Origin of the sequence: Nakamurella lactea DSM 19367, from assembly GCF_000426645.1 — a bacterium.
GTDB classification, from domain to species: Bacteria; Actinomycetota; Actinomycetes; order Mycobacteriales; family Nakamurellaceae; genus Nakamurella; species Nakamurella lactea.
Map to the genome: position 1 here is coordinate 123038 of NZ_AUFT01000016.1, position 18655 is coordinate 141692.

18 protein-coding genes are annotated in these 18655 nt (G+C 70.2%); 11 read left to right on the plus strand and 7 right to left on the minus strand.

What is annotated here, in order from left to right; translation table 11 throughout:
* Positions 1-38: 38 nt before the first annotated feature.
* Positions 39-815, plus strand: a complete 777-nt coding sequence (locus K340_RS30635) for a hypothetical protein (protein WP_211229474.1) — start codon at positions 39-41, stop codon at positions 813-815.
* Complete coding sequence (locus K340_RS0115930; protein ID WP_029137441.1) at positions 816-1283, plus strand: GatB/YqeY domain-containing protein; 468 nt, start codon at positions 816-818, stop codon at positions 1281-1283. It begins immediately after the preceding gene.
* Positions 1284-1402: 119 nt separating this feature from the next.
* Here K340_RS0115930 and K340_RS0115935 read toward each other — a convergent pair whose 3' ends face one another.
* Positions 1403-2215, minus strand: coding sequence for a family 1 encapsulin nanocompartment shell protein (locus K340_RS0115935; RefSeq protein WP_029137442.1), 813 nt, complete (start codon positions 2213-2215; stop codon positions 1403-1405).
* Complete coding sequence (locus K340_RS0115940) at positions 2212-3207, minus strand: Dyp-type peroxidase (protein WP_029137443.1); 996 nt, start codon at positions 3205-3207, stop codon at positions 2212-2214. The genes K340_RS0115935 and K340_RS0115940 overlap by 4 nt, the downstream gene beginning before the upstream one ends.
* A gap of 135 nt (positions 3208-3342) precedes the next feature.
* Here K340_RS0115940 and K340_RS0115945 point away from each other — a divergent pair, with 135 nt between their 5' ends.
* The 3 genes from K340_RS0115945 to gndA all read left to right on the plus strand — a co-directional run bounded on the left by K340_RS0115945 (position 3343) and on the right by gndA (position 7009).
* Positions 3343-4167, plus strand: coding sequence for an isocitrate lyase/PEP mutase family protein (locus K340_RS0115945; protein WP_029137444.1), 825 nt, complete (start codon positions 3343-3345; stop codon positions 4165-4167).
* A 39-nt stretch (positions 4168-4206) separates the two neighbouring features.
* Positions 4207-5361 (plus strand): hypothetical protein, encoded by a 1155-nt coding sequence (locus K340_RS30640; protein ID WP_037365063.1) that lies wholly within the window; start codon positions 4207-4209, stop codon positions 5359-5361.
* Positions 5362-5500: 139 nt separating this feature from the next.
* The gene (gndA, locus tag K340_RS0115955; RefSeq protein WP_029137445.1) at positions 5501-7009 is read left to right on the plus strand and encodes an NADP-dependent phosphogluconate dehydrogenase; all 1509 of its coding nucleotides are present in this window, start codon (positions 5501-5503) and stop codon (positions 7007-7009) included.
* A 181-nt stretch (positions 7010-7190) separates the two neighbouring features.
* Here gndA and K340_RS30645 read toward each other — a convergent pair whose 3' ends face one another.
* Positions 7191-8738, minus strand: a complete 1548-nt coding sequence (locus K340_RS30645; RefSeq protein ID WP_245599581.1) for an MFS transporter — start codon at positions 8736-8738, stop codon at positions 7191-7193.
* A 217-nt stretch (positions 8739-8955) separates the two neighbouring features.
* On the opposite strand from K340_RS30645, the gene K340_RS0115965 reads away from it, so the two are divergent.
* On the plus strand, positions 8956-9624 hold the full coding sequence (locus K340_RS0115965; protein ID WP_211229475.1) for a TetR/AcrR family transcriptional regulator: 669 nt from the start codon (positions 8956-8958) through the stop codon (positions 9622-9624).
* A gap of 101 nt (positions 9625-9725) precedes the next feature.
* Here K340_RS0115965 and K340_RS0115970 read toward each other — a convergent pair whose 3' ends face one another.
* On the minus strand, positions 9726-10628 hold the full coding sequence (locus K340_RS0115970; protein WP_161632121.1) for a PIG-L deacetylase family protein: 903 nt from the start codon (positions 10626-10628) through the stop codon (positions 9726-9728).
* Between the two features lie 134 nt (positions 10629-10762).
* On the opposite strand from K340_RS0115970, the gene K340_RS0115975 reads away from it, so the two are divergent.
* The 5 genes from K340_RS0115975 to K340_RS0115995 all read left to right on the plus strand — a co-directional run bounded on the left by K340_RS0115975 (position 10763) and on the right by K340_RS0115995 (position 13213).
* Positions 10763-11176, plus strand: coding sequence for a DUF1801 domain-containing protein (locus K340_RS0115975; RefSeq protein ID WP_029137448.1), 414 nt, complete (start codon positions 10763-10765; stop codon positions 11174-11176).
* Positions 11177-11291: 115 nt separating this feature from the next.
* On the plus strand, positions 11292-11438 hold the full coding sequence (locus K340_RS35985) for a hypothetical protein (protein WP_154674293.1): 147 nt from the start codon (positions 11292-11294) through the stop codon (positions 11436-11438).
* On the plus strand, positions 11438-12376 hold the full coding sequence (locus K340_RS0115985) for a hypothetical protein (RefSeq protein WP_029137449.1): 939 nt from the start codon (positions 11438-11440) through the stop codon (positions 12374-12376). Before K340_RS35985 ends, K340_RS0115985 begins: the two co-directional genes overlap by 1 nt.
* Complete coding sequence (locus tag K340_RS30650) at positions 12360-12935, plus strand: RNA polymerase sigma factor (RefSeq protein WP_051266522.1); 576 nt, start codon at positions 12360-12362, stop codon at positions 12933-12935. Before K340_RS0115985 ends, K340_RS30650 begins: the two co-directional genes overlap by 17 nt.
* Positions 12932-13213 (plus strand): hypothetical protein, encoded by a 282-nt coding sequence (locus K340_RS0115995; protein WP_029137450.1) that lies wholly within the window; start codon positions 12932-12934, stop codon positions 13211-13213. Before K340_RS30650 ends, K340_RS0115995 begins: the two co-directional genes overlap by 4 nt.
* Before the next feature lie 12 nt (positions 13214-13225).
* Here K340_RS0115995 and amaB read toward each other — a convergent pair whose 3' ends face one another.
* The 3 genes from amaB to K340_RS0116010 all read right to left on the minus strand — a co-directional run bounded on the left by amaB (position 13226) and on the right by K340_RS0116010 (position 18605).
* Positions 13226-14764: an L-piperidine-6-carboxylate dehydrogenase gene (gene amaB, locus K340_RS0116000; RefSeq protein ID WP_051266524.1), complete on the minus strand. Its 1539-nt coding sequence runs from the start codon at positions 14762-14764 to the stop codon at positions 13226-13228.
* Positions 14765-14789: 25 nt separating this feature from the next.
* Complete coding sequence (locus K340_RS0116005; RefSeq protein WP_051266526.1) at positions 14790-16313, minus strand: aminotransferase class III-fold pyridoxal phosphate-dependent enzyme; 1524 nt, start codon at positions 16311-16313, stop codon at positions 14790-14792.
* Positions 16314-16397: 84 nt separating this feature from the next.
* The gene (locus K340_RS0116010; protein ID WP_029137453.1) at positions 16398-18605 is read right to left on the minus strand and encodes a transketolase C-terminal domain-containing protein; all 2208 of its coding nucleotides are present in this window, start codon (positions 18603-18605) and stop codon (positions 16398-16400) included.
* Positions 18606-18655: the final 50 nt, after the last annotated feature.

Below are 18655 nucleotides of genomic sequence, written 5' to 3' on the forward strand. Positions count from 1 at the left end.
CCTGCGAGGCCGGCGGCGCCGGTCGCTACGGTGGAGGGGTGAACTTCTGGCAATGGGCCGGCAGCTACTGGTGGCTGGTCTTCCCTCTCAGCGGCGTGGTCGGTGGCTGGATCGGTGGCGTCGCCAAGTACAACGAGAAGCGCCGCCAGGACAAGATCGAGATGCTCCGGCTGAAGAGTGCGGGAAAGGCGGCCGCGGTCGAGCAGAAGCAGACCAGGGACAGCCAGATCGACCGGGCGCTGGCCGCCCACGACGAGGTGAACCGGCGCTGGTTCGACTACGAGATCGACATCGCCACGCTGATCGATTTCCCGATGATGATCGACATGCGCGAACCGCTCACGGTCGACTTCCACCGGGCCAAGCGGGTCGCCGATTCGTTGCGCCCGACGTCAAGGGAGGAATTGCACGACCCGGCCGTCTTCACCGAGTACCGGGATGCGGTGCGCGACTACGAGGTCGCCTTCGACATCGCCGAACGGGAGGCGAAACGCCGCCGCCGCACCGGGTTCAGCGACTCCGAACGTGAGTCGTTGGAACGGGCCCGCAAGCTGGTGTCGATCGCCGCCGACTCGGCCGCCACCCCCGCCGAACGGCAGGCCGCCTACCGCAAGGCGCGCAGTGAGCTGGACGGCTTGATCGTGCTGCCGGACGCCGCGATGGCCGAGATCGAGCGCCGGATCGCCGGCGCCATCGAGTCCGGGATCCCGACTGCCGGCAGCCAGGCTCCGTCGGCCGGGAGTGTGGCTCTCGGTCGGAACGGTGCGACAGATCTGAAGAGCCCGAATCCTGAATCAGCACCGAAGGAGCCGTAGATGTCAGCCCTGAAGGACAAGATCCGTGCCGACCTGACCGCCGCGATGAAGGCCCGAGACACCCTGGTCACCGGCACCCTGCGGATGACGCTGGCCGCGCTCACCAACGAAGAGGTGGCCGGCGCGCAGGCCAGGGAGCTGACCGATCCGGACGTGATCCGGGTGCTGGCCCGCGAGGTGAAGAAGCGCAACGAGTCGGCGCAGGTGTACGCCGGCGCCGGCCGGCAGGAACTCGCGGACAAGGAGCTGGCCGAGGCCGAGGTGATCTCCGGGTATCTGCCGCAGCAGCTCGCCGATGAAGAACTGGCTGAGCTGGTGCGCGCCGCGGTGGCCGAGGTGGCCGACGGGGGTGACGCTCCCTCGATGAAGCAGATGGGCCAGGTGATCAAGGCCGTCCAGGCCAAGGCCGCCGGACGGGCGGACGGATCGAGGATCTCCGCCGCGGTCAAGGCGGCGCTGGCCGGCTGACGCCCCTCAGGCGTAGCGGGGTTGTCCCGGCCAGTCGCTCGCCCCGGGCTGACGCGTCAGGGTGACGGTTTCTGGCTGCCCGGATCGCGCCATCTCGCCCCGTCCGCACCGATCGTCGGTCAGCCGGCGGGTCCGGCGGTCAGCGGCACGCTGGACTCGGCGGTGAAGGCCAGGAAGGTCATCGATTCCTGTAGGTACAGCTCGATCCGCTCGGGGTCGTGCGACAGGTAGCCGATCGACAGGTCCTGGCCGAGCTGCAGCTGGTAGTCCCCGCCGCGGGTGGACAGCAGCAACGCCCCGTCGATGGCCGGTGCCCAGATCACGTCGCCGTCGTGCAGCATCCGGGTCAGGTGGTCGCGGATCGGGTAGCCGTGATCGGTGGTCTCGGCGACCGCGGTGTACAGGTTCGCCGACAGCAGCAGGTTGTAGGGCCCGTCGACCCCGGCCAGCCGCAACGCGCTCACCGCCCTGGCGATGGCGTCGGGCAGCTCCCGGACGTCCGACGGGAGTGGCAGCGGCGCGTTCGAGCTGCCGGGTGCGATGCCGCCGATGCCGGCCGCCGCCAGGCCGTGGAAGATCGCGTGGTCCTCGGCGAAGGCGATCCGGGTCGCGGCATCCTTGACCGGTTGCCAGTCGGAATCCTGGGCGCCCCGTTCGACATCGTCAACCGCGTCGCGGGCGACGGTGAACGGCATCCGCAGCTCGATCAGCGGCTGGACGTCGCGCTGCCGGACGATCACCTCGCCGGGTGGCGTGTCGAGCCGGCGCAGGTGCCCGGTGCCGACAGCCGACAACTCGGTGCCGGCCGGTCCGACGACGTCCACCACCCGGCGGCCGGCCAGGTTGCGGACGAAGGTACGGCGGGCCTCCTCCTCGATCTGGGCCCAGGCCGGGTCCGAGATCGGGGCGAGTTCGCGATGCAGGTTGTTCATGGTGGTCCGCTCCTGTTCAGGCTGCCGATACCCAGTGATCCGTCTGCCGGGGTGTCCTCGACGCCCGGCTGGTCGTCCAGGAAGTCGGCGGTGGGCACGAAGAACAACGAGCCCGTCACCGCCGTCGAGAAGTCGAGGATCCGGTCGTAGTTGCCGGGCGGTTCGCCGATGAACATCCGTTGCAGCATCAGCTCGATGACATCGGGGGTGGCCGCGTAGCCGATGAAGTAGGTGCCGAACTCGGCGGCGCCGACGGCGCCGAAGACCATGTTGTCCCGGACGATCTGCCGCTCGGTGCCGTCCGGGTCGGTGATGGTGTTCAGCGCGACGTGCGAGTTGGCCGGCTTCAGCTCGTCGGGCAGTTCGATGTCCTCGAGCTTCGTCCGGCCGATCACCCGCTGCTGCTCCTCGATCGACAGCGCGTTCCAGGTGTTGAGGTCGTGCAGGTACTTCTGCACGATGACGTAGCTGCCGCCGGCGAAGTCCGGGTCCTCGTCGCCGATGGTCACCGCCGCAGCTGCGTCGGCGCCCTGCGGGTTCTCCGTCCCGTCGACGAAGCCGAGCAGGTCGCGTTCGTCGAAATAGCTGAAACCGTGTACCTCGTCGACGATCTCGCCGATGCCGGCCAGCCGACGGCCGATCTGGCCGGCCAGTTCGAAGCAGAGATCCAGGCGTTCTGCGCGCAGGTGGAACAGTAGGTCTCCCGGCGTCGCGACCGCACTGTGTCGGGTGCCGGTCAGCGCCCGGAACGGATGCAGACCGGCCGGTCGCGGCCGACCGTACAGCCGGTCCCAGAGCCCGGCGCCGATGCCGACGACACAGCTCAGATTGCCATCGGGGATCCGGAAGCCCACCGAGCGGACCAGACCGGGCAGGTCGGCCAGCAGCTCGCGGGTGGCGCCCTCGGAGCCCGGACGTACGACCGCCACCAGGAAGATCGCCGCCTTCGCCGGTGGCGCCAGGATGTGCTGCTGTTGGTTCGGGCCCGTCATCGCGATGCCTCCCGTCCGTTCGGCTCCGGGTCCGCTCAGCCTAGTGGCGCCGTCGGCGACCGGCCCGATGGCGTCCGGCGGCCGGGTCCGAAAACGGCCGGGACTGTGTCGGTGCCCGAATCTAGAGTCGGACCCATGACCGAATCCCGTATCCCGCCCGCCCTCGCCGATACTGCCCGCCGCTTCCAGGAGCTGCACGCGAAGGGAAACCTCCTGGTGCTGCCGAATGCCTGGGACGCCGCCTCCGCCCGGATCGCCGTCGATGCCGGGGCGCAGGCGATCGCCACCTCCAGCGCCGCCGTGTCCTGGGCACTCGGCGCCCCGGACGGCAACGCGCTCTCCCGGGAGTTGATGGTGGCGAGCCTGTCCCGGATGGTCGCCGGCGTCGATGTCCCGGTGAGTGCCGATATCGAGGCCGGGTTCGGCCGCACCGATGCCGAGGTCGCCGAGACCGTCCGTGAGGTGCTGGCGGCCGGTGCTGTCGGGGTCAATCTCGAGGACCAGACCGGCGGTGTGTTCCGGTCGACGGCCGAGCAGGCGGCGTTGATCGCGGTGGTCAGGGCCGCCGCCGACGCCGCCGGCGTGCCGCTGTTCATCAACGCCCGGACCGACACCTATCTGGTCGGGGCCGGCGATTTCGACGAGACGGTGGAGCGGGCCGGCGGTTACCTGGCCGCCGGTGCCTCCGGCATCTTCGTCCCCGGCGTCGCCGACCTCGAGCTGATCGGCCGGTTGGTCGAGGCCGTCGACGCCCCGCTGAACATCCTGGTCGGACCGGGCTCGCCGAGCATTCCGGAGCTGGCGGGCGTCGGTGTCCGCCGGGCCTCCGCCGGCTCGTCGATCGCCGCGGCGATCCACGGCCACACCCGGCGGGCGGCCGCCGAACTGCTCGGGGCCGGCACCTACACCGAGCTCGCCGACCCGATTCCGTACCCGGAGATGAACGCGTTGATGAGCTGACCATGCAACCGGCCCGGCTCCGGGCGCGTCAGCCCAGGCATGAGAGGTAAACCCGCTGTTCTCGTCCTGACCGCCGTCCTGACCGCTGCCCTGCTGACGGCGTGCGCCGCGTCAGCCGTCCCGGGATCCGCGGGGACGCCGGGCTCGACGGCCGGCAGCACCACCGCGAACGGCGGTGTGGACGTCCGGTTCGACAGCTCGCCGGATGCCGTGGTGCTGTCGGTGGTACACACCAGGGCGACCATCGCCGGCGTGCAGAGTTCCTCGACCACCACCGTGTACGGGGACGGCCGGGTCGTCCGCCCGGCCGACGACGGAATTCGCGACGAACAACTGCGGATCGCGCCGGACTCGTTGCAGGAGCTGCTGAATCAGGTCGCGAAGCTGCGGGGCGCGGCCGATCCCGGCACCCCGGTGACCGACGTCGGCTATACGGACGTCACGTTCACCGTCGATGGCCAATCGACCGAGATCCACTCCGGTGACGTGCCCTCCGGGTCGATGAGCGGACCCGACGACTCGCCGGCGGGCCGGGCGCGGGCGGCCGTCACCGCCGTCGTCGAGCGACTCGACACCCTGCAGGGGCTGACGGTCGTCGAACAGCCGGCGCTGCTGCCGCCCCGGAGGTTCACCATCAGGATCGATCCGCAGGTCGCCGGCGACGACCTGGACGGCGCGCTGGACTGGCCGTTCGACCGGCCGCCGGCGACGGTGTTCGCCGACGGTCGCTGCCTGGTGCTGTCCGGCGGCGAGGCGGTGACCATGGTCGAGGTGTTGGTGACCAACGGCGCCGAAGGTCGGGACGGCACCACCTCCGTGCTGCTGCGGACCGGCGATCCGGTGCTGCCGGCCCTGCAGATCCGCAAGGCGGTCGGCTGTCCGGTCGGCGACCCGCCGATCGAGGCCCGGCCGATCCCGCAGCCCTGGCCGGCGACGGACCGGCGCTGGTCGACCGGCTACGAAGCGATGGCGATCGAGCAGGTGCTGTTCGCGGCGGCGAACCGCAGCGACCCGAAACTGCTCGGCCACGACCTGTCCGACCTGCAGTGGTGGAAGAGCACCGGCACCGCCGACGGCCGGCAGATCTACGACGTCGAGGGCGTGCCGCGCGATCGGGCGGCCGTCGGGGTCACCGTCGCGCTGCGGATCGACGCCGGGACCGGGAAGATCCTGGCCGCCAAGGGCGGCCGCTGAGCCGGTGTCGGGTCCGGGTGGTCGCGGCCGGCGGCGACCGCCCGAACGCCGGTGCACATCGCCGACCCGCGATACTGGTCGGGACAGCACCCGCAGACCCGGGGACGGGTTCGTGCCCCGGACGAGAAGGGAACCCGGCATGACGCAGGCATCGACACCACAGGCACAGATCGGCGTCACCGGGTTGGCGGTGATGGGGGCGAACCTGGCCCGCAACCTCGCCCGCAACGGGTTCGTCACCGCCGTGCACAACCGCAGCTACGCCAAGACCGAGCACCTGATCGCCGAGCACGGCACCGACGGCAGCTTCGTGCCCAGCGAATCGGCGCGGGACTTCGTCGACTCACTGCAGAGTCCGCGGACCATCATCATCATGGTCAAGGCGGGCGGGCCGACCGACGCGGTGATCGACGAACTGACCCCGCTGCTGGCCGAGGGCGACATTCTGATCGACGGCGGCAACGCGCTGTTCACCGACACGATCCGTCGGGAGAAAGCGCTGCGGGACAAGGGAATCCATTTCGTCGGCTGCGGCATCTCCGGTGGTGAGGAGGGCGCGTTGAACGGTCCGTCGATCATGCCAGGCGGCTCCGTCGAGTCCTACGCGACGCTCGGCCCGATCCTGGAGAAGATCTCCGCGCACGTCGACGGCGACCCGTGCTGCACCCACATCGGCACCGACGGGGCCGGGCACTTCGTGAAGATGGTGCACAACGGCATCGAGTACGCCGACATGCAGCTGATCGCCGAGGCCTACGACCTGCTGCGCCGCGGCCTCAAGCTGGAACCGGCCCGGATCGCCGAGATCTTCCGGGACTGGAACGACGGCGAGCTGGACTCGTACCTGATCGAGATCACCGCCGAGGTGCTCTCGCAGACCGATGCCAGGACCGGTGGACCGCTGGTCGACGTGATCGTCGATGCCGCCGGGATGAAGGGCACCGGCACCTGGACCGTGCAGAACGCGCTGGACCTGGCCATCCCGGTGTCCGGCATCGCCGAGGCGGTTTTCGCCCGCGGGCTGTCGTCCCAGGCGGCGCAACGGGCGGCAGCGGTCGGTAACCTGCCCGGCCCGGACGGGGTGATCGAGACCGACGACGTCGACGACTTCGTCGAGGACGTCCGGCAGGCGCTGTACGCCTCCAAGATCGTCGCCTACGCCCAGGGCCTCGACCTGATCGCCGCCGGCGCGCAGCAGTACGGCTGGCAGATCGATCTCGGTGCGGTGGCCCGGATCTGGCGGGGCGGCTGCATCATCCGGGCGGCCTTCCTGAACCGGATCACCGAGGCTTATGCCGCCGATTCCGGTCCGGAACCGGTGGCCGGCGCCGACCAGGACGGGGCTGACGCCGCTGACGGCGGTACGTCGCACCAATCACTGCTGCTGGCCCCGTACTTCACCGAGGCGATCGGCAAGGCGCAGGAGTCGTGGCGGTTCGCCATCGCGCAGGCGACCTTCGCCGGTGTCCCGGTGCCGGGCTTCTCGGCCGCGCTCGCCTACTACGACGGGTTGCGTTCCGCCCGGCTGCCGGCGGCGCTGATCCAGGGTCAGCGCGACTTCTTCGGTGCGCACACCTACCGCCGGACCGACGCCGAGGGTGCGTTCCACACGCTGTGGTCGGGCGACCGCTCCGAGATCGAGGCCTGACCCCGCGACCGGCCCCCGCCCCAGCGAGGACGAAGCGATCCCGAAAAGAGTGATCCTGGACAGCGTGATTCCGGCCGGACTGACCCCGGAGTCAGCCCGGCCGGGCTGGTCCTGGACAGAGACCGACGAGCCGACCCGGCTCGGGTCGGCTCGTCGATCGTCCGCTATCGGTGTTATCGGGTCAGGCGATCGCTGATCCGGGCACGGCTCCGTCCTCCGACGCCACCAGCAGCTCGCCGACGGCGAAGTCGTCGTCCCCGGACCGCTGGTCCTCGGACCACTCGTCCTCGTCGGCGCGGCCGGCCGGTGCCGACCGTTCGGCCGCCGGCTCGTCGGCCACCGGCCGGCGGACCAGTACCGCCACCAGGATCGCGGCTGCCGCCAGGAAGGCTGCCGCCCAGCCGAAGGCCCGATCGGCGCCCAGAATGTAGGCCTGGTGCGCACTTTCGATCGCGGCCGCGCTCGGCTGACGCCCGGCGGCAAGCGCGGCGGAGGCCGCGTTGACGTTCGGCCCGGCGGTCTGGGCGAACACGGTGATCAGCACCGCAAGCCCCATCGCGCCGCCGACCTGCTGGGTGACGTTCACCAGACCGGATCCGGCACCGGCGTCCTTCGGGGCCACTCCGGCCAGCGACAGTGACGTCAGCGGGACGAAGGCCAGTCCGTTACCCATGCCGAACAGCAGCAGCGGGCCGAGTAGCTGCAGGTAGCTGCTGTCCGCGGACAGACTGGTCAACCAGAACAGCCCGACGGTGGATGTCAGCAGACCCGCGACCAGCACCGGCTTCTCACCGATTCGACGGGTCAATACCCTGGCGCTGGCTTGCGACGCGACGAACAGCGCCACCGTCAGCGGCAGGAAGGCCAGCCCGGTGACCACCGGCGAGTAGCCGAGGATGTCCTGCAGGAACTGGGTCAGGAAGAAGAACACGCCGAACATACCGGCCACCAACAGCAATCGGGCCAGGTACGAGGTCGCCCGGTTCCGGTCGGCGAACAGCCGCAGCGGGGTGATCGGCGAACTCGCCCGCAGCTCGGTGGCCACGAACGCCCCGAGCAGCACCACGGCGACGGCGAATCCGGTGAGCGTCAACGGATCTCCCCAGCCGTCGCTGGCCGCCCGGACCAGCGAGTAGACCAGGGTGCCCATGCCCAGGGTGGAGGTGAGGGCGCCGGTCAGGTCGAACCGGCCGGGATGCCGTGCGGTATCAGGAATCACCCGCAGCGAGACCAGCAGCAGGGCGATGCCGATCGGGACATTGATGAACAGCACCCAGCGCCAGGAGACCCACTGGGTGAGCATGCCGCCGACGATCAGGCCGACCGCGCTGCCGCCGATCGAGACCGCGGTGTACCAGCCCAGTGCCTTGGTGCGTTCCCTGGCCTCCGGGAACAGCGTCATCAGCAGGGCAAGTGCTGACGGTGCGGCGAGCGCCGCGCCGATGCCCTGCAGGCCGCGGGCGATGAGCAGTTCGGTCGAGCTGGCGGCGACGCCACCGGACATCGAGGCCAGCGTGAACAGGCTGATGCCGGCCAGGAACACCCGTCGCCGGCCGAGGATGTCGCCGGCCCTGGCACCGAGCAACAGCAGCCCGCCGAAGGCCAGCGTGTAGGCGTTGATCACCCAGGACAGTCCGGTCGACGAGAAGCCCAGCGCGTTCTTGATGTCCGGCAGGGCGATGTTGACGATGGTGGCGTCCAGCACGACCATCAGCTGGCTGATCAGCACGACGCCGAGGATGATCCCCGGGCGCCGGCTGGTTGGGGTAGTAGGTGGTGCGGCGGATTGCGTCGCAGAGGATTGAGTCGTCACGATGTTCCTCGCGGAGTAGTATCGGTTAAACGGATGGGCCCTCCGGTAACTATACGGAGGCACCCTCCGGTTCGCAACAGGTTTGATTTATGCTCGCGGCGAAACGCGGGCTCGAGGTTCAGGAGGTAGCGAAGTGGTTCGGTCGACGACGACCGCGGAGCAGTCGCAGGCCGACCAGCAGTCGGTCGAGGGACAGCAGCCGGTCGTGACGCCGGTGGGCGCGGAGGGCTGCCGGCCGATGCGGGCCGACGCCCGCCGGAACCGCGAGGCAGTGTTGACCGCCGCCGCAAGCGCCTTCGCCGAGAACGGTGTGGAATCGCCGCTGGAGGACATCGCCCGGCAGGCCGGCGTCGGCATCGGCACCCTGTACCGACACTTCCCGACCCGCGAAGAGCTGGTGTTCGGCGTCTACCAGCGTGAAGTGGCACAACTGTGCGAGAGCGCCACCGCTCTGGTGGACGAGCTGCCGCCGGCCGAGGCGCTGCAGGAATGGATGCGCCGGTTCGTGCTGTATGCCGCGACCAAGCGCGGTCTGGTCGGCATGCTGCGCACCATGATGGCGGACCGGACGGATCTGTTCGCCGAGACCAGGGTGCGGATCCGCGACGCCGCGAACCTGCTGCTGACCTCCGCGGCCGCCGCCGGTGAGATCCGCGACGACATCACCGCCGAGGACCTCACCCGCAGCATCGGCGGGATCTGCATGGCCAGCGACGGGCCGGTCTGGTCGCCGGCGAATGCCGGCCGGCTGGTCGACCTGGTTTTCGACGGGCTGCGCTTCGGCGCCCCGAACAAGCGCTGACCCGCGGGTCCGAACGCGACTACCCGCTCGGGTTTCGCGGGTCCTGGTGTGGTGGTCGGACGGTCGTCACCGCAACAGGACCCGCGAACCGGGGTAGCGCCTCAGCTCACCGGGTAGTCGGCGCGGAGGTTGATCTGCGAGTAGCTGACGTGCCTGGTGAGCGGATCGGTCACCTTGGCCTGCTCGGTCAGCGGGAACAGTTCGTGGGTCTCGCCCCGATACCGGGTGTAGGGCTCGGCGAAGTTGACACCCGCCGCGCGACCGGCCTCGCCGTTGTTGGCCTCGACCAACTTGCGGGCGAAGACGCCGTCGTAGCCCTGACTGACGAAGCCGTCCATGGCGGCGATCTTGCGGCCGACCACCGGCGTGATGTCGACGGACATGTCGTTGCGCATGCCGTAGGCCGACAGCGCGTCGGTGTTGTGCACCGACAGCCCGGTGAAGAACACCTGCCGGACGTTGATCTCCTTCTGCCCGTCCAGGTGGGCCAGGAACTGCCCGGCCTGCTGGATCGCCGCCAGGGCCGTCATGGTGGCAATGGTGTGTGACGAGTCGGCCGAGACCGGGTTCTTCGGGTAGTCGCAGATCACGATGTCCGGCGCATGCTCGGCGATCACCTCGGCGAGTTCGGCGACCATCGGTTCCTGCAGCACGTTCAGGATGTCGTCGTGATCGAGCGTCACCACGGTGCCGATGCCGATGATCTCGGCGGCCCGCCGCAACTCGTCCTTCTTGTTGTCCACGATGTCCTGCAGACCGGCCGCGGCGATAGCCGGGTCCGGGTTGTCCTTGCGCATCTCCTCGGCGTACTTGTTGGGGTGGATGCGCCCGCCGTGGGTCAGGATGACGGCGACGATGTCGTCGCCCGCGTCGGCGTGTCGGGCCAGCGCGCCGCCGCAGTTGGTGATGGTGTCGGCAGGGTGGGCGTAGATCGTCATGATCTTCATCGGGAGGGTCAGCTCTTCCGTGTGTGCGGGGATGGTGTGACGCTTCTGAAACAGCATTCCACAACCGCTCGGGATGGCAAGGGATCCGGCATGATTCGCCGGCCGATGATTCCGTTCGCCGGGCCGGGTCCACCCGTAGAACAGCCGGGGACTCGGTTCGTTGATCATCCGTCGTGGGACAGGAGAAGGCCGTGAACGCACCGGATCCGCGGGTCGACGCGTACATCGAGGCCCTGCCCGGCTGGCAACAGGACATCTGTCGCCGGGTCCGCGAGTTGGTGCACTCCGCCGATCCGGAGGTCGCCGAGACCATCAAACGGACGGTCCAGCCGTACTTCGTGTTGGACGGCAACATCTGCGCGTTCCTGGCGGCCAGGGACCACGTCAACATCTTCCTCTACGACGGAGGCATTGTGCCCGATCCGGCCGGGATCATCACGGCCGGGCACGACAACAAGACGGCCCGCACGGTGGCCTATTCCGAGGGGGAGCAGATCAGCGCCGAACCACTGGTGGCGATGTTCCGGCAGATCATCGCCAACAACCGGGCCGGCGGCTGGCGGGCGATCAAGAAACGGGGAGCGGCCGGACCGAACCGGGGCTGACGGCGCCCGCACCGCGGCAAGAAATTCCGCCGGTCCGCCAACACCTGCAGGACTCGTTCGTTGTACAGGGTGACGGGCATCGAATGGAGCCCGATCGAACGGGAGATGAGTCCAGATGTACGACATGAACACGGAAGCGATGCTGCGGATGTTGGAACACGAGACACGGGATCGGGTGACGAACAGTCGCCGTCGGCACGGCCGGCGGCGGGTGCTCCGCCGGATCCCGGCGCCGGCCGACAACGAGCGGAGGGTCTTCTGATGGCCGACCCGACCACCGGTCCCGTCAGCGGCGGGGTGATCGGCCATCGGCCGGTCCTGGACCTGAGCGGGCTGACGGCGCCGGAGCAGTTGGCCGGCATCGCCGGCATCGAGCAGGTGGCAGTCGTGGTCGTGCCCCGATCACTGGCCGCGGCCTACACGGCGATCCCGACCCGCAAGGTGGCCACCACCGTGTTCGTCCCGGACGGGACGAGGCCGCGGGTGCACACCGGCACCCTGACGGTCGGTGGCGACGGCCTCGGCAGCGCGGACGATGCGCTCATCGTCACCGGCGTGCTGGCGGTCACCGGCCCGGTCACCGGCGACCTGCCGGCGCTGATCCACGTCACCGGAACGGTTCTGGTGCCGCGCGGTAGCGAGGCCGCCATCGGCAGAGTGCTGGAGGGCACCGGATCGGTGGTCGCCTACCGATGGGCCGAGACACAGGAGATCCGCACCCACGGCGGACAGTTGTCGATCAGTGGTGCCGGCCTGACGAACCCGATCGGCGAACCGGACGACGTGCTGGTGCTGGCCGGCCAGACGGTGGTGACCGGCGAGGTCGGCGGGATCGGCTACCGGCAGGTCGTGGTCGTCGGGCAGGCGGCGTTTCCGGCCGCGGCGCAGGAGGCGCTCGATCCGCGACTGGTGGCCCAGGGCCAGGTCGGCTGGTACGTCTCGGACAATCCGCGGACCTTCGTCGGCGGCGCCCCACTGGCCGCCGAGTACCTGCGCCTGCTGGAGGCCCCGGCCAGCCTGATCGTCACCGGCAACCTGGACATTGCCGACGACGTATCGGCAGAGCTGTTGCGGGACAAGGTGTCCGACATCGTGGTATTCGGCAACATCACCGCACCGGATGCCCTGGTCCCGACACTGCAATACCTGGCGACGCAGGCGTTCGGGTCGATTCGGGGCAAGGGTGGATCCACAGACTGAGTTCCGCGGCCTCTACGACGCGCATCGGACCGCGGTGCACGCCTACTTCCTGGGTCGGGTCGCCGATCCGGGTCTGGCCGCCGACCTGACTCAGGACCTGTTCCTACGGGCCTGGCAGCACCTGCCGGACCTGGCCGGTCGCGATCCGGACGGGCAGCGGGGCTGGCTGTTCACGGTGGCAAGGAACCTGGTGATCGACAGCGGCCGGCGGGCCGCCGTGCGTCAGCGGGCCGAGACGGTATTGCGCGCCGAGCCGGCCCGGACGGCGCCGGCGGCCAGCGAACCGGCGCTGGCCGCCGACCGGCTGGCAGCGGTCGGTCGGGTGGTGGCTGAGCTACCGGACGATCAGCGTCTGGTGCTCACCATGGCCGCCGCCGGCGAGCTGACCAGCGCCCAGATCGGTGCCGCTGTCGGCATTCCGGCCGGAACCGTCCGCTACCGGCTGTCCCGGGCCAGGGCCACCGTTGCGGCGGCCATGGCCGCCGACGGTGAGCCCGATCCGCGGCGTCATTCCGTCGAAGACATCCACGACCGGCAAGCTGGAAGGACACCCCGATGAACGAACAGGACGTGCCATCGTCCCGCAGCAGCCGGGACTCTGCCGCCGACGCCCTTTCGGCCGATGTCGCCGAATGGGGCCGGTCGGTGCGGCTGACGGAGACGGTCGCCGACCACATCTTCGCCGCGATCGTCTCGGCTCCGGCCCCGGTGTGGCCGACCGGACCGGATCTCGAGCCGGAGCCGGACACGCCGCTGGGCCCGGCCTGGTGGCGTCGACATTCGGCGGAGTTGGCCGAGACGATCATCCGCAGCACCCGCTGGGCACCCGCCGCCTGAACCCGGGGGAGGTCAGCCGAACTCGACGCCCTGGGCCAGTGGCAGTTCGCTGGAGTAGTTGACCGTGTTGGTGGTCCGGCGCATGTAGGCGCGCCAGGCGTCGGAGCCGGACTCCCGGCCGCCGCCGGTCTCCTTCTCGCCGCCGAAGGCGCCGCCGATCTCGGCGCCGGACGGGCCGATGTTGACGTTCGCGATCCCGCAGTCGGAGCCGACCGCGGACATGAAGGTCTCGGCCTCCCGCACGTTGAGGGTGAAGATCGATGACGAAAGCCCCTGCGCCACTTCGTTGTGCAGCTCCAGCGCCTCGTCCAGGTCGCGGTAGGCGAGCACGTACAGCAGCGGGGCGAAAGTCTCGGCCTTGACGATGTCGGTCTGCTGGGGCATGTCGATGATCGCCGGCCGCACGTACTGGCCGCCGGCCACGCCGTCGGCGACATCGCCACCGGCCACCAGGGTGCCGCCGTCGGCCGTGGCCCGGGCGACGGCCGCGGTGAAGGCTGTGGTGGCAGCGGCGTCGATCAGCGGCCCGACCAGGGTTCCGGGTTCCAACGGTGAGCCGATCGGGAGGGTGGCGTAGGCGGCCTGCAACCGGGCCAGCAGGTCGTCGTGGATCGATTCGTGCACGATCACCCGGCGCAGCGACGTACACCGCTGACCGGCGGTGCCTACCGCCGAGAAGACGATGCCGCGCACGGCGAGATCGAGGTCGGCGCTCGGCGCGACGATGGCGGCGTTGTTCCCGCCGAGTTCGAGCAGGGTCCGGCCGAGCCGGGCGGCCACCCTGGGCGCCACCTGCTTACCCATCCGGGTGGACCCGGTGGCCGAGATCAGCGGCACCCGCGGATCGTCGACCAACGCCCCGCCCACCTCGGCGGCGCCCAGCAGCACCTGGGAGACGTCGACCGGCGCGCCGACCCGCTCGGCCGCCTGCCGCAGCAGCGCCTGGCAGGCGATCGCGGTCAAGAGGGTCTTCTCCGAGGGCTTCCAGACCACCGCGTCGCCGCAGACCAGGGCCAGCGCGGTGTTCCACGACCACACCGCCACCGGGAAGTTGAAGGCGGAGATCACGCCGACCACGCCCAGCGGGAGCCACTGCTCCATCATCCGGTGGCCGGGGCGCTCGGTGGCGATCGTCAGCCCGTGCAGTTGACGGGACAACCCGACGGCCAGATCGCAGATGTCGATCATTTCCTGCACCTCGCCGAGGCCCTCGGAGACGATCTTGCCGGCCTCGATCGACACCAGGGCGCCGAGGTCGTCCTTGTGCTCGCGGAGCAGCTCGCCCAGCTCCCGCACCAGTTGACCGCGCACCGGCGCCGGCACCGTCCGCCACTGCAGGAACGCCGCCTGCGCCCGGCCGACGACCGCCTCGACGTCGGCCGCGGTGTCTGCCCGCAGCCGGCCGAGCTCGCTGCCGTCGATCGGCGAGGTACAAACCAGCTCGCCGTCGGCGACGAACGGATCGCCGGCGCCCAGCCGGGACAGGATGTCACGCGCCTTGCCGGAAATGTCGACGGCGGATACGTCAGCCGCGGTGATGACCTCTGTCATGCGTTGTTCTCCTGTTCGTGGTGGCTCAACCCGCCCGCGGGCCGTCCCGCAGTGCCCGTTCTACCAGCGACACCAGTAGTTCCAGCTGATCGGATGTCACATCGAACGGGGGGGTGAAGCGCAGCGAGTTCTCCCCGCCGTGGATCACGCCGAGCCCGTGCTCGCGCAACCAGACCTCGGTGGAGTCGTCGCCGACCACCCGGTATGCCGGACTCAGCTCGCAGGAGAACAGCAGCCCTGTTCCCTGCACCTTGGTGACGGCGCCCGGCAGCTCGGCCTGCAGGTCCGTCAGCCGGGCGAGCGCCTCCGTGCCCCGCTCGCGGATCGTCGTTCGCACCTCATCGGTGACCTTGCCGAGGACCCGGCTCGCGACCTCGAGGGCGCGCGGGTTCGTCGTCATCGTGTTGCCGTAGGTACCGCGCCGGTAGATCGCCGCCGCCCGATCGGTGAGGGCCAGCACCGAAAACGGGTACTGGCCGGCGTTGAGCGCCTTCGAGTAGGTCTCCAGGTCCGGCGGCTCGAGCTCGCCGAAGCCGGGATAGTCGACGACGGACAGCACGCCGTGGCAGCGGAGTCCCGCCTGGATGGAGTCGATCAACAGCAGCGAACCGGCGGCCGCGGTGAGTTCGCGGGCCAGCGCGTAGAACGAGGGCGGGAGCGCCCGGCCGGGATCGCCCTCGCCCATCACCGGTTCCAGGAACACCGCCTCGATGAAGTGGTTGTTCGCCTCGGCGTCGGCGAACGCCTGCTTGAGTGCGACCTCGTCGTAGGGCTCGATGACGATTACCGAGTCGTCGCCGCGGAAGCTGGCGAGCGCGGCGTCGTAGTCCTTGCGGGAGGAGTCGGAATAGAGCGCCGGCCGGTCCGTGCGGCCGTGGAAGCTGCCGCTGACCACCAGCCGCTTGATGGTGGCGCCGGGGTGCTCGCCGTCGGGATCGGTGTGCGTCTTGGCATTGGTGTCGACGATCCGGGCGGCCAGCCCGGTCGCCTCGGAGCCGGAGTTCAGGCACATGAACCGGGTGAACGGGCAGCCGTCGGAGCGGGTGTGGCCGATCTCGGCGGTGATGGCCCGTTCGAAGCGCAGTTGGGAGATGCTCGGCGTCATCACGTTGGCCATCACCTGCGGGCGGGCCATCGCCTCCAGGATGTCTCCGGTCGGGTGGCCGAAGCCGAGCATCCCGTACCCGCCGGCGTCGAACAGCACGGCGCCCTTGAGGGTGATCAGCCAGGGGCCGCGGCCGACCAGCGCCACGTACGGGTTGACGCTGTGCTGCGGGTAGAAATTGACGTATCCGGCCTGGACCGCCGCGCACTGGGCGTCCTCGTCCAGATCGATGAGCTCGCCGAACTCGACGGCGATCTCCTGAAAGGCGGCGACGGCGGCTTCGGTGGCCTCCAGCAGCCGTGGGTCCGTCGCGGCGAACCGCTCCAGCGTGACGTCGTCCAGGCCGGTGGTCCGGCGGGCGCCGCCCACCGAACGCAGCGGCCCGAGCAGCGTGCCGATCGTCGTCGTCGGCCTGGTCGTGGTGTCCGTAGCGGTGTTCGACATGCGTCATCTCCCGTTTGTTGCGGCAAGTTCACGCTAACGCGGAAAGATTTGCGGTTCAACCCTCTATGGACCGAATGATTGCGATCAGGTCAGGGTGTGAGCGGCGCTGACGATGTCGTCCTCGGAGACCAGGACGGCGTTCGCGCCCGGCCCGAGCGGGATGAAGGAGTCCTGGGCGGTGACCCTGACCATTCCGACGTTGAGGTGGTGATCGACCAGGGTGGCCAGCACGCCCTCGGCGACGCCGCCGCTGCGGCGTCCCTCGTCGACCACCAGCACCCGGCGGTGTCGACGGGCCGCGTCGACCAGGTCGGTGGTGGGTAGCGGGCTGAGCCACCGCAGATCCAGCACAGTGACGGAACTGCCGTCGGCGCGGAGCTTTTCGGCGGCCCGCAGGCTCATCCGCACGCCGTTGCCGTAGCTGACGATGAGCAGGTCGCTGCCCTGCCCGTGGCTCCGGGCGCGGCCGACGACGTCGGCCGGATCGTCCGCGCCGGGCGGGCGATAGTCCGCCAGCCAGCCGCCGTCCCCGTCGAACAGGTCGCGGGTGTGGTACAGCGCGATCGGTTCCAGGAAGACACAGACCTTGCCCGAGCCGGCGGCCAGGCCGATGCAGGAGCGCAGCAGGCCCGCCGCCTCGGCCGGGTGGCTCGGCACCGCGACGTACAGGCCCGGGATGTCCCGCAGCACCGCGACCGAGTTGTCGTTGTGGAAGTGCCCGCCGAATCCCCGCTGATAGGCCAGGCCGGCCACCCGGACCACCATGCCGTTGGTGTACCGCCCGTCGGAGAAGAAGGCCAGCGACGCGGCCTCGCCGCGCAACTGGTCCTCGGCGTTGTGCAGATACGCCAGGTACTGGATCTCCGGGATCGGCAGCTCGCCGGCCAGCGCGGCGCCCAGCGCGGTGCCGAGGATGGTCTGTTCGTCCAGCAGGGTGTCGAACACCCGGGCGGCACCGAAGCGCTTGCGGAGCCCGCGGGTCACCCCGTACACCCCGCCCTTGGGCCCGACGTCCTCGCCGAAGACGGTGGCCCCCGGGTGCGCGGCCAGCACGTCGGCGAGGGTCGCATTGATCGTCTCGGCCAGTGTCAACGGCCCCCTGTTCTCCGGCAGCTTCGGCCCGACCGCCGTCGCCCGGTCGGTGCTGACGGCGGCCGCGGCCGCCCGTTCCGCGGGCGGCTCTCGGTGCAGCAGCGGCCGCATCACCTCGGCCGCGGTGGCCAGCCGGGGAGTGCCGCACAGGTCGCGCGCGACCTCGTGCACCTCGTGGCCGAGCTTGTCGTAGCGCTCGAGGAGCCCCTGCGCGTCCGCCGCCCCGGCCTCGATCAGCGCGGCGGCCGCCGCCAGCAGCGGATCCCGGGCGTAGTCGCGCAGGATGTCGGCGGGGGAGCGGTAGCCGATCTCTGCGTCCGACCCGGCGTGCCCCAGGTATCGCACCGTCCGCAGATGCAGGACGACCGGACGCCGGCGGCCGCGCACCGCGTCGGCCGCCTGCCGGGACACCCGCAGCGTCTCGACGGCGTCGTCGCCGGCCGCCGTCAGGTAGTCGATACCGGGGATGCTGCGCAGCACGGCCTCGACCCAGCCGTTCGGCGTCCGGGTGCTGATCCCGATGCCGTTGTCCTCACACACCAATAGCAGAGGCAGCTCGATACCGCGGTGCGTGCAGTAGGCGGCGGCGTTGATCGCGCCGGAAGTGGTGGAGTGGTTCAACGAGGCGTCGCCGAAGCTGGTCACCACGACCGCGTCGGCCGGCCAGTGCGCGGCCCGGCTCGGCGCCGACTTCCCCAGCGCGAAGGCGAGACCGACCGCTCTGGGTAGGTGCGAACCGATCGTCGAGGTCTGCGGAATCACCGCCAGGTCGTGGTGGCCGAAGACCTTGTGCCGGCCGCCGGAGATCGGGTCGTCGACCGATGACGCGACCCCGCGCAGCACATCCTGGACGGGATCCGACCCCGGGACCTGCCCGGCCCTGGCCGCGTAGAAACCGCCCGACCGGTAGTGCAGAAGCGCCGGATCCGTCGGCCGCAGCGCCAACGCCACCGCCGCGTCGCTCTCGTGCCCGGCCGAGGAGATGGTGTAAAAGCCCTCGCCCCGGCTCTGCAGCCAGCGCGCGGCCAGGTCGGTGTGCCGGCTCAGCACCTGAGCCCGGAAGTAGCTCCACAACAGCTCGGTGTCCGGTCGAACCGTTGCGGCAGTAGGGGTCTCAATCGGTCGCGGCACCCCGGCCCGATCCGGATCGGCGGCCCACTCGCCGAGTCGGCGGCGAACATGCTCGTCAACGGTCTCCATCTGCTGGTCTCTCCCTCGCGGCCGGAACGGTCATTATCCTGCCGTGCCGG

Coding starts and splice junctions, on each gene's coding strand:
- amaB (WP_051266524.1), bottom strand. CDS start 14,764: ATGACAGAGGTCATCACCGCGGCTGACGTATCCGCCGTCGACATTTCC.
- K340_RS0116005 (WP_051266526.1), bottom strand. CDS start 16,313: ATGTCGAACACCGCTACGGACACCACGACCAGGCCGACGACGACGATC.
- K340_RS0115985 (WP_029137449.1), top strand. CDS start 11,438: ATGGCCGACCCGACCACCGGTCCCGTCAGCGGCGGGGTGATCGGCCAT.
- gndA (WP_029137445.1), top strand. CDS start 5,501: ATGACGCAGGCATCGACACCACAGGCACAGATCGGCGTCACCGGGTTG.
- K340_RS0115970 (WP_161632121.1), bottom strand. CDS start 10,628: ATGCTGTTTCAGAAGCGTCACACCATCCCCGCACACACGGAAGAGCTG.
- K340_RS30640 (WP_037365063.1), top strand. CDS start 4,207: ATGAGAGGTAAACCCGCTGTTCTCGTCCTGACCGCCGTCCTGACCGCT.
- K340_RS0116010 (WP_029137453.1), bottom strand. CDS start 18,605: ATGGAGACCGTTGACGAGCATGTTCGCCGCCGACTCGGCGAGTGGGCC.
- K340_RS0115995 (WP_029137450.1), top strand. CDS start 12,932: ATGAACGAACAGGACGTGCCATCGTCCCGCAGCAGCCGGGACTCTGCC.
- K340_RS0115940 (WP_029137443.1), bottom strand. CDS start 3,207: ATGACGGGCCCGAACCAACAGCAGCACATCCTGGCGCCACCGGCGAAG.
- K340_RS0115935 (WP_029137442.1), bottom strand. CDS start 2,215: ATGAACAACCTGCATCGCGAACTCGCCCCGATCTCGGACCCGGCCTGG.
- K340_RS35985 (WP_154674293.1), top strand. CDS start 11,292: ATGTACGACATGAACACGGAAGCGATGCTGCGGATGTTGGAACACGAG.
- K340_RS0115930 (WP_029137441.1), top strand. CDS start 816: ATGTCAGCCCTGAAGGACAAGATCCGTGCCGACCTGACCGCCGCGATG.
- K340_RS0115945 (WP_029137444.1), top strand. CDS start 3,343: ATGACCGAATCCCGTATCCCGCCCGCCCTCGCCGATACTGCCCGCCGC.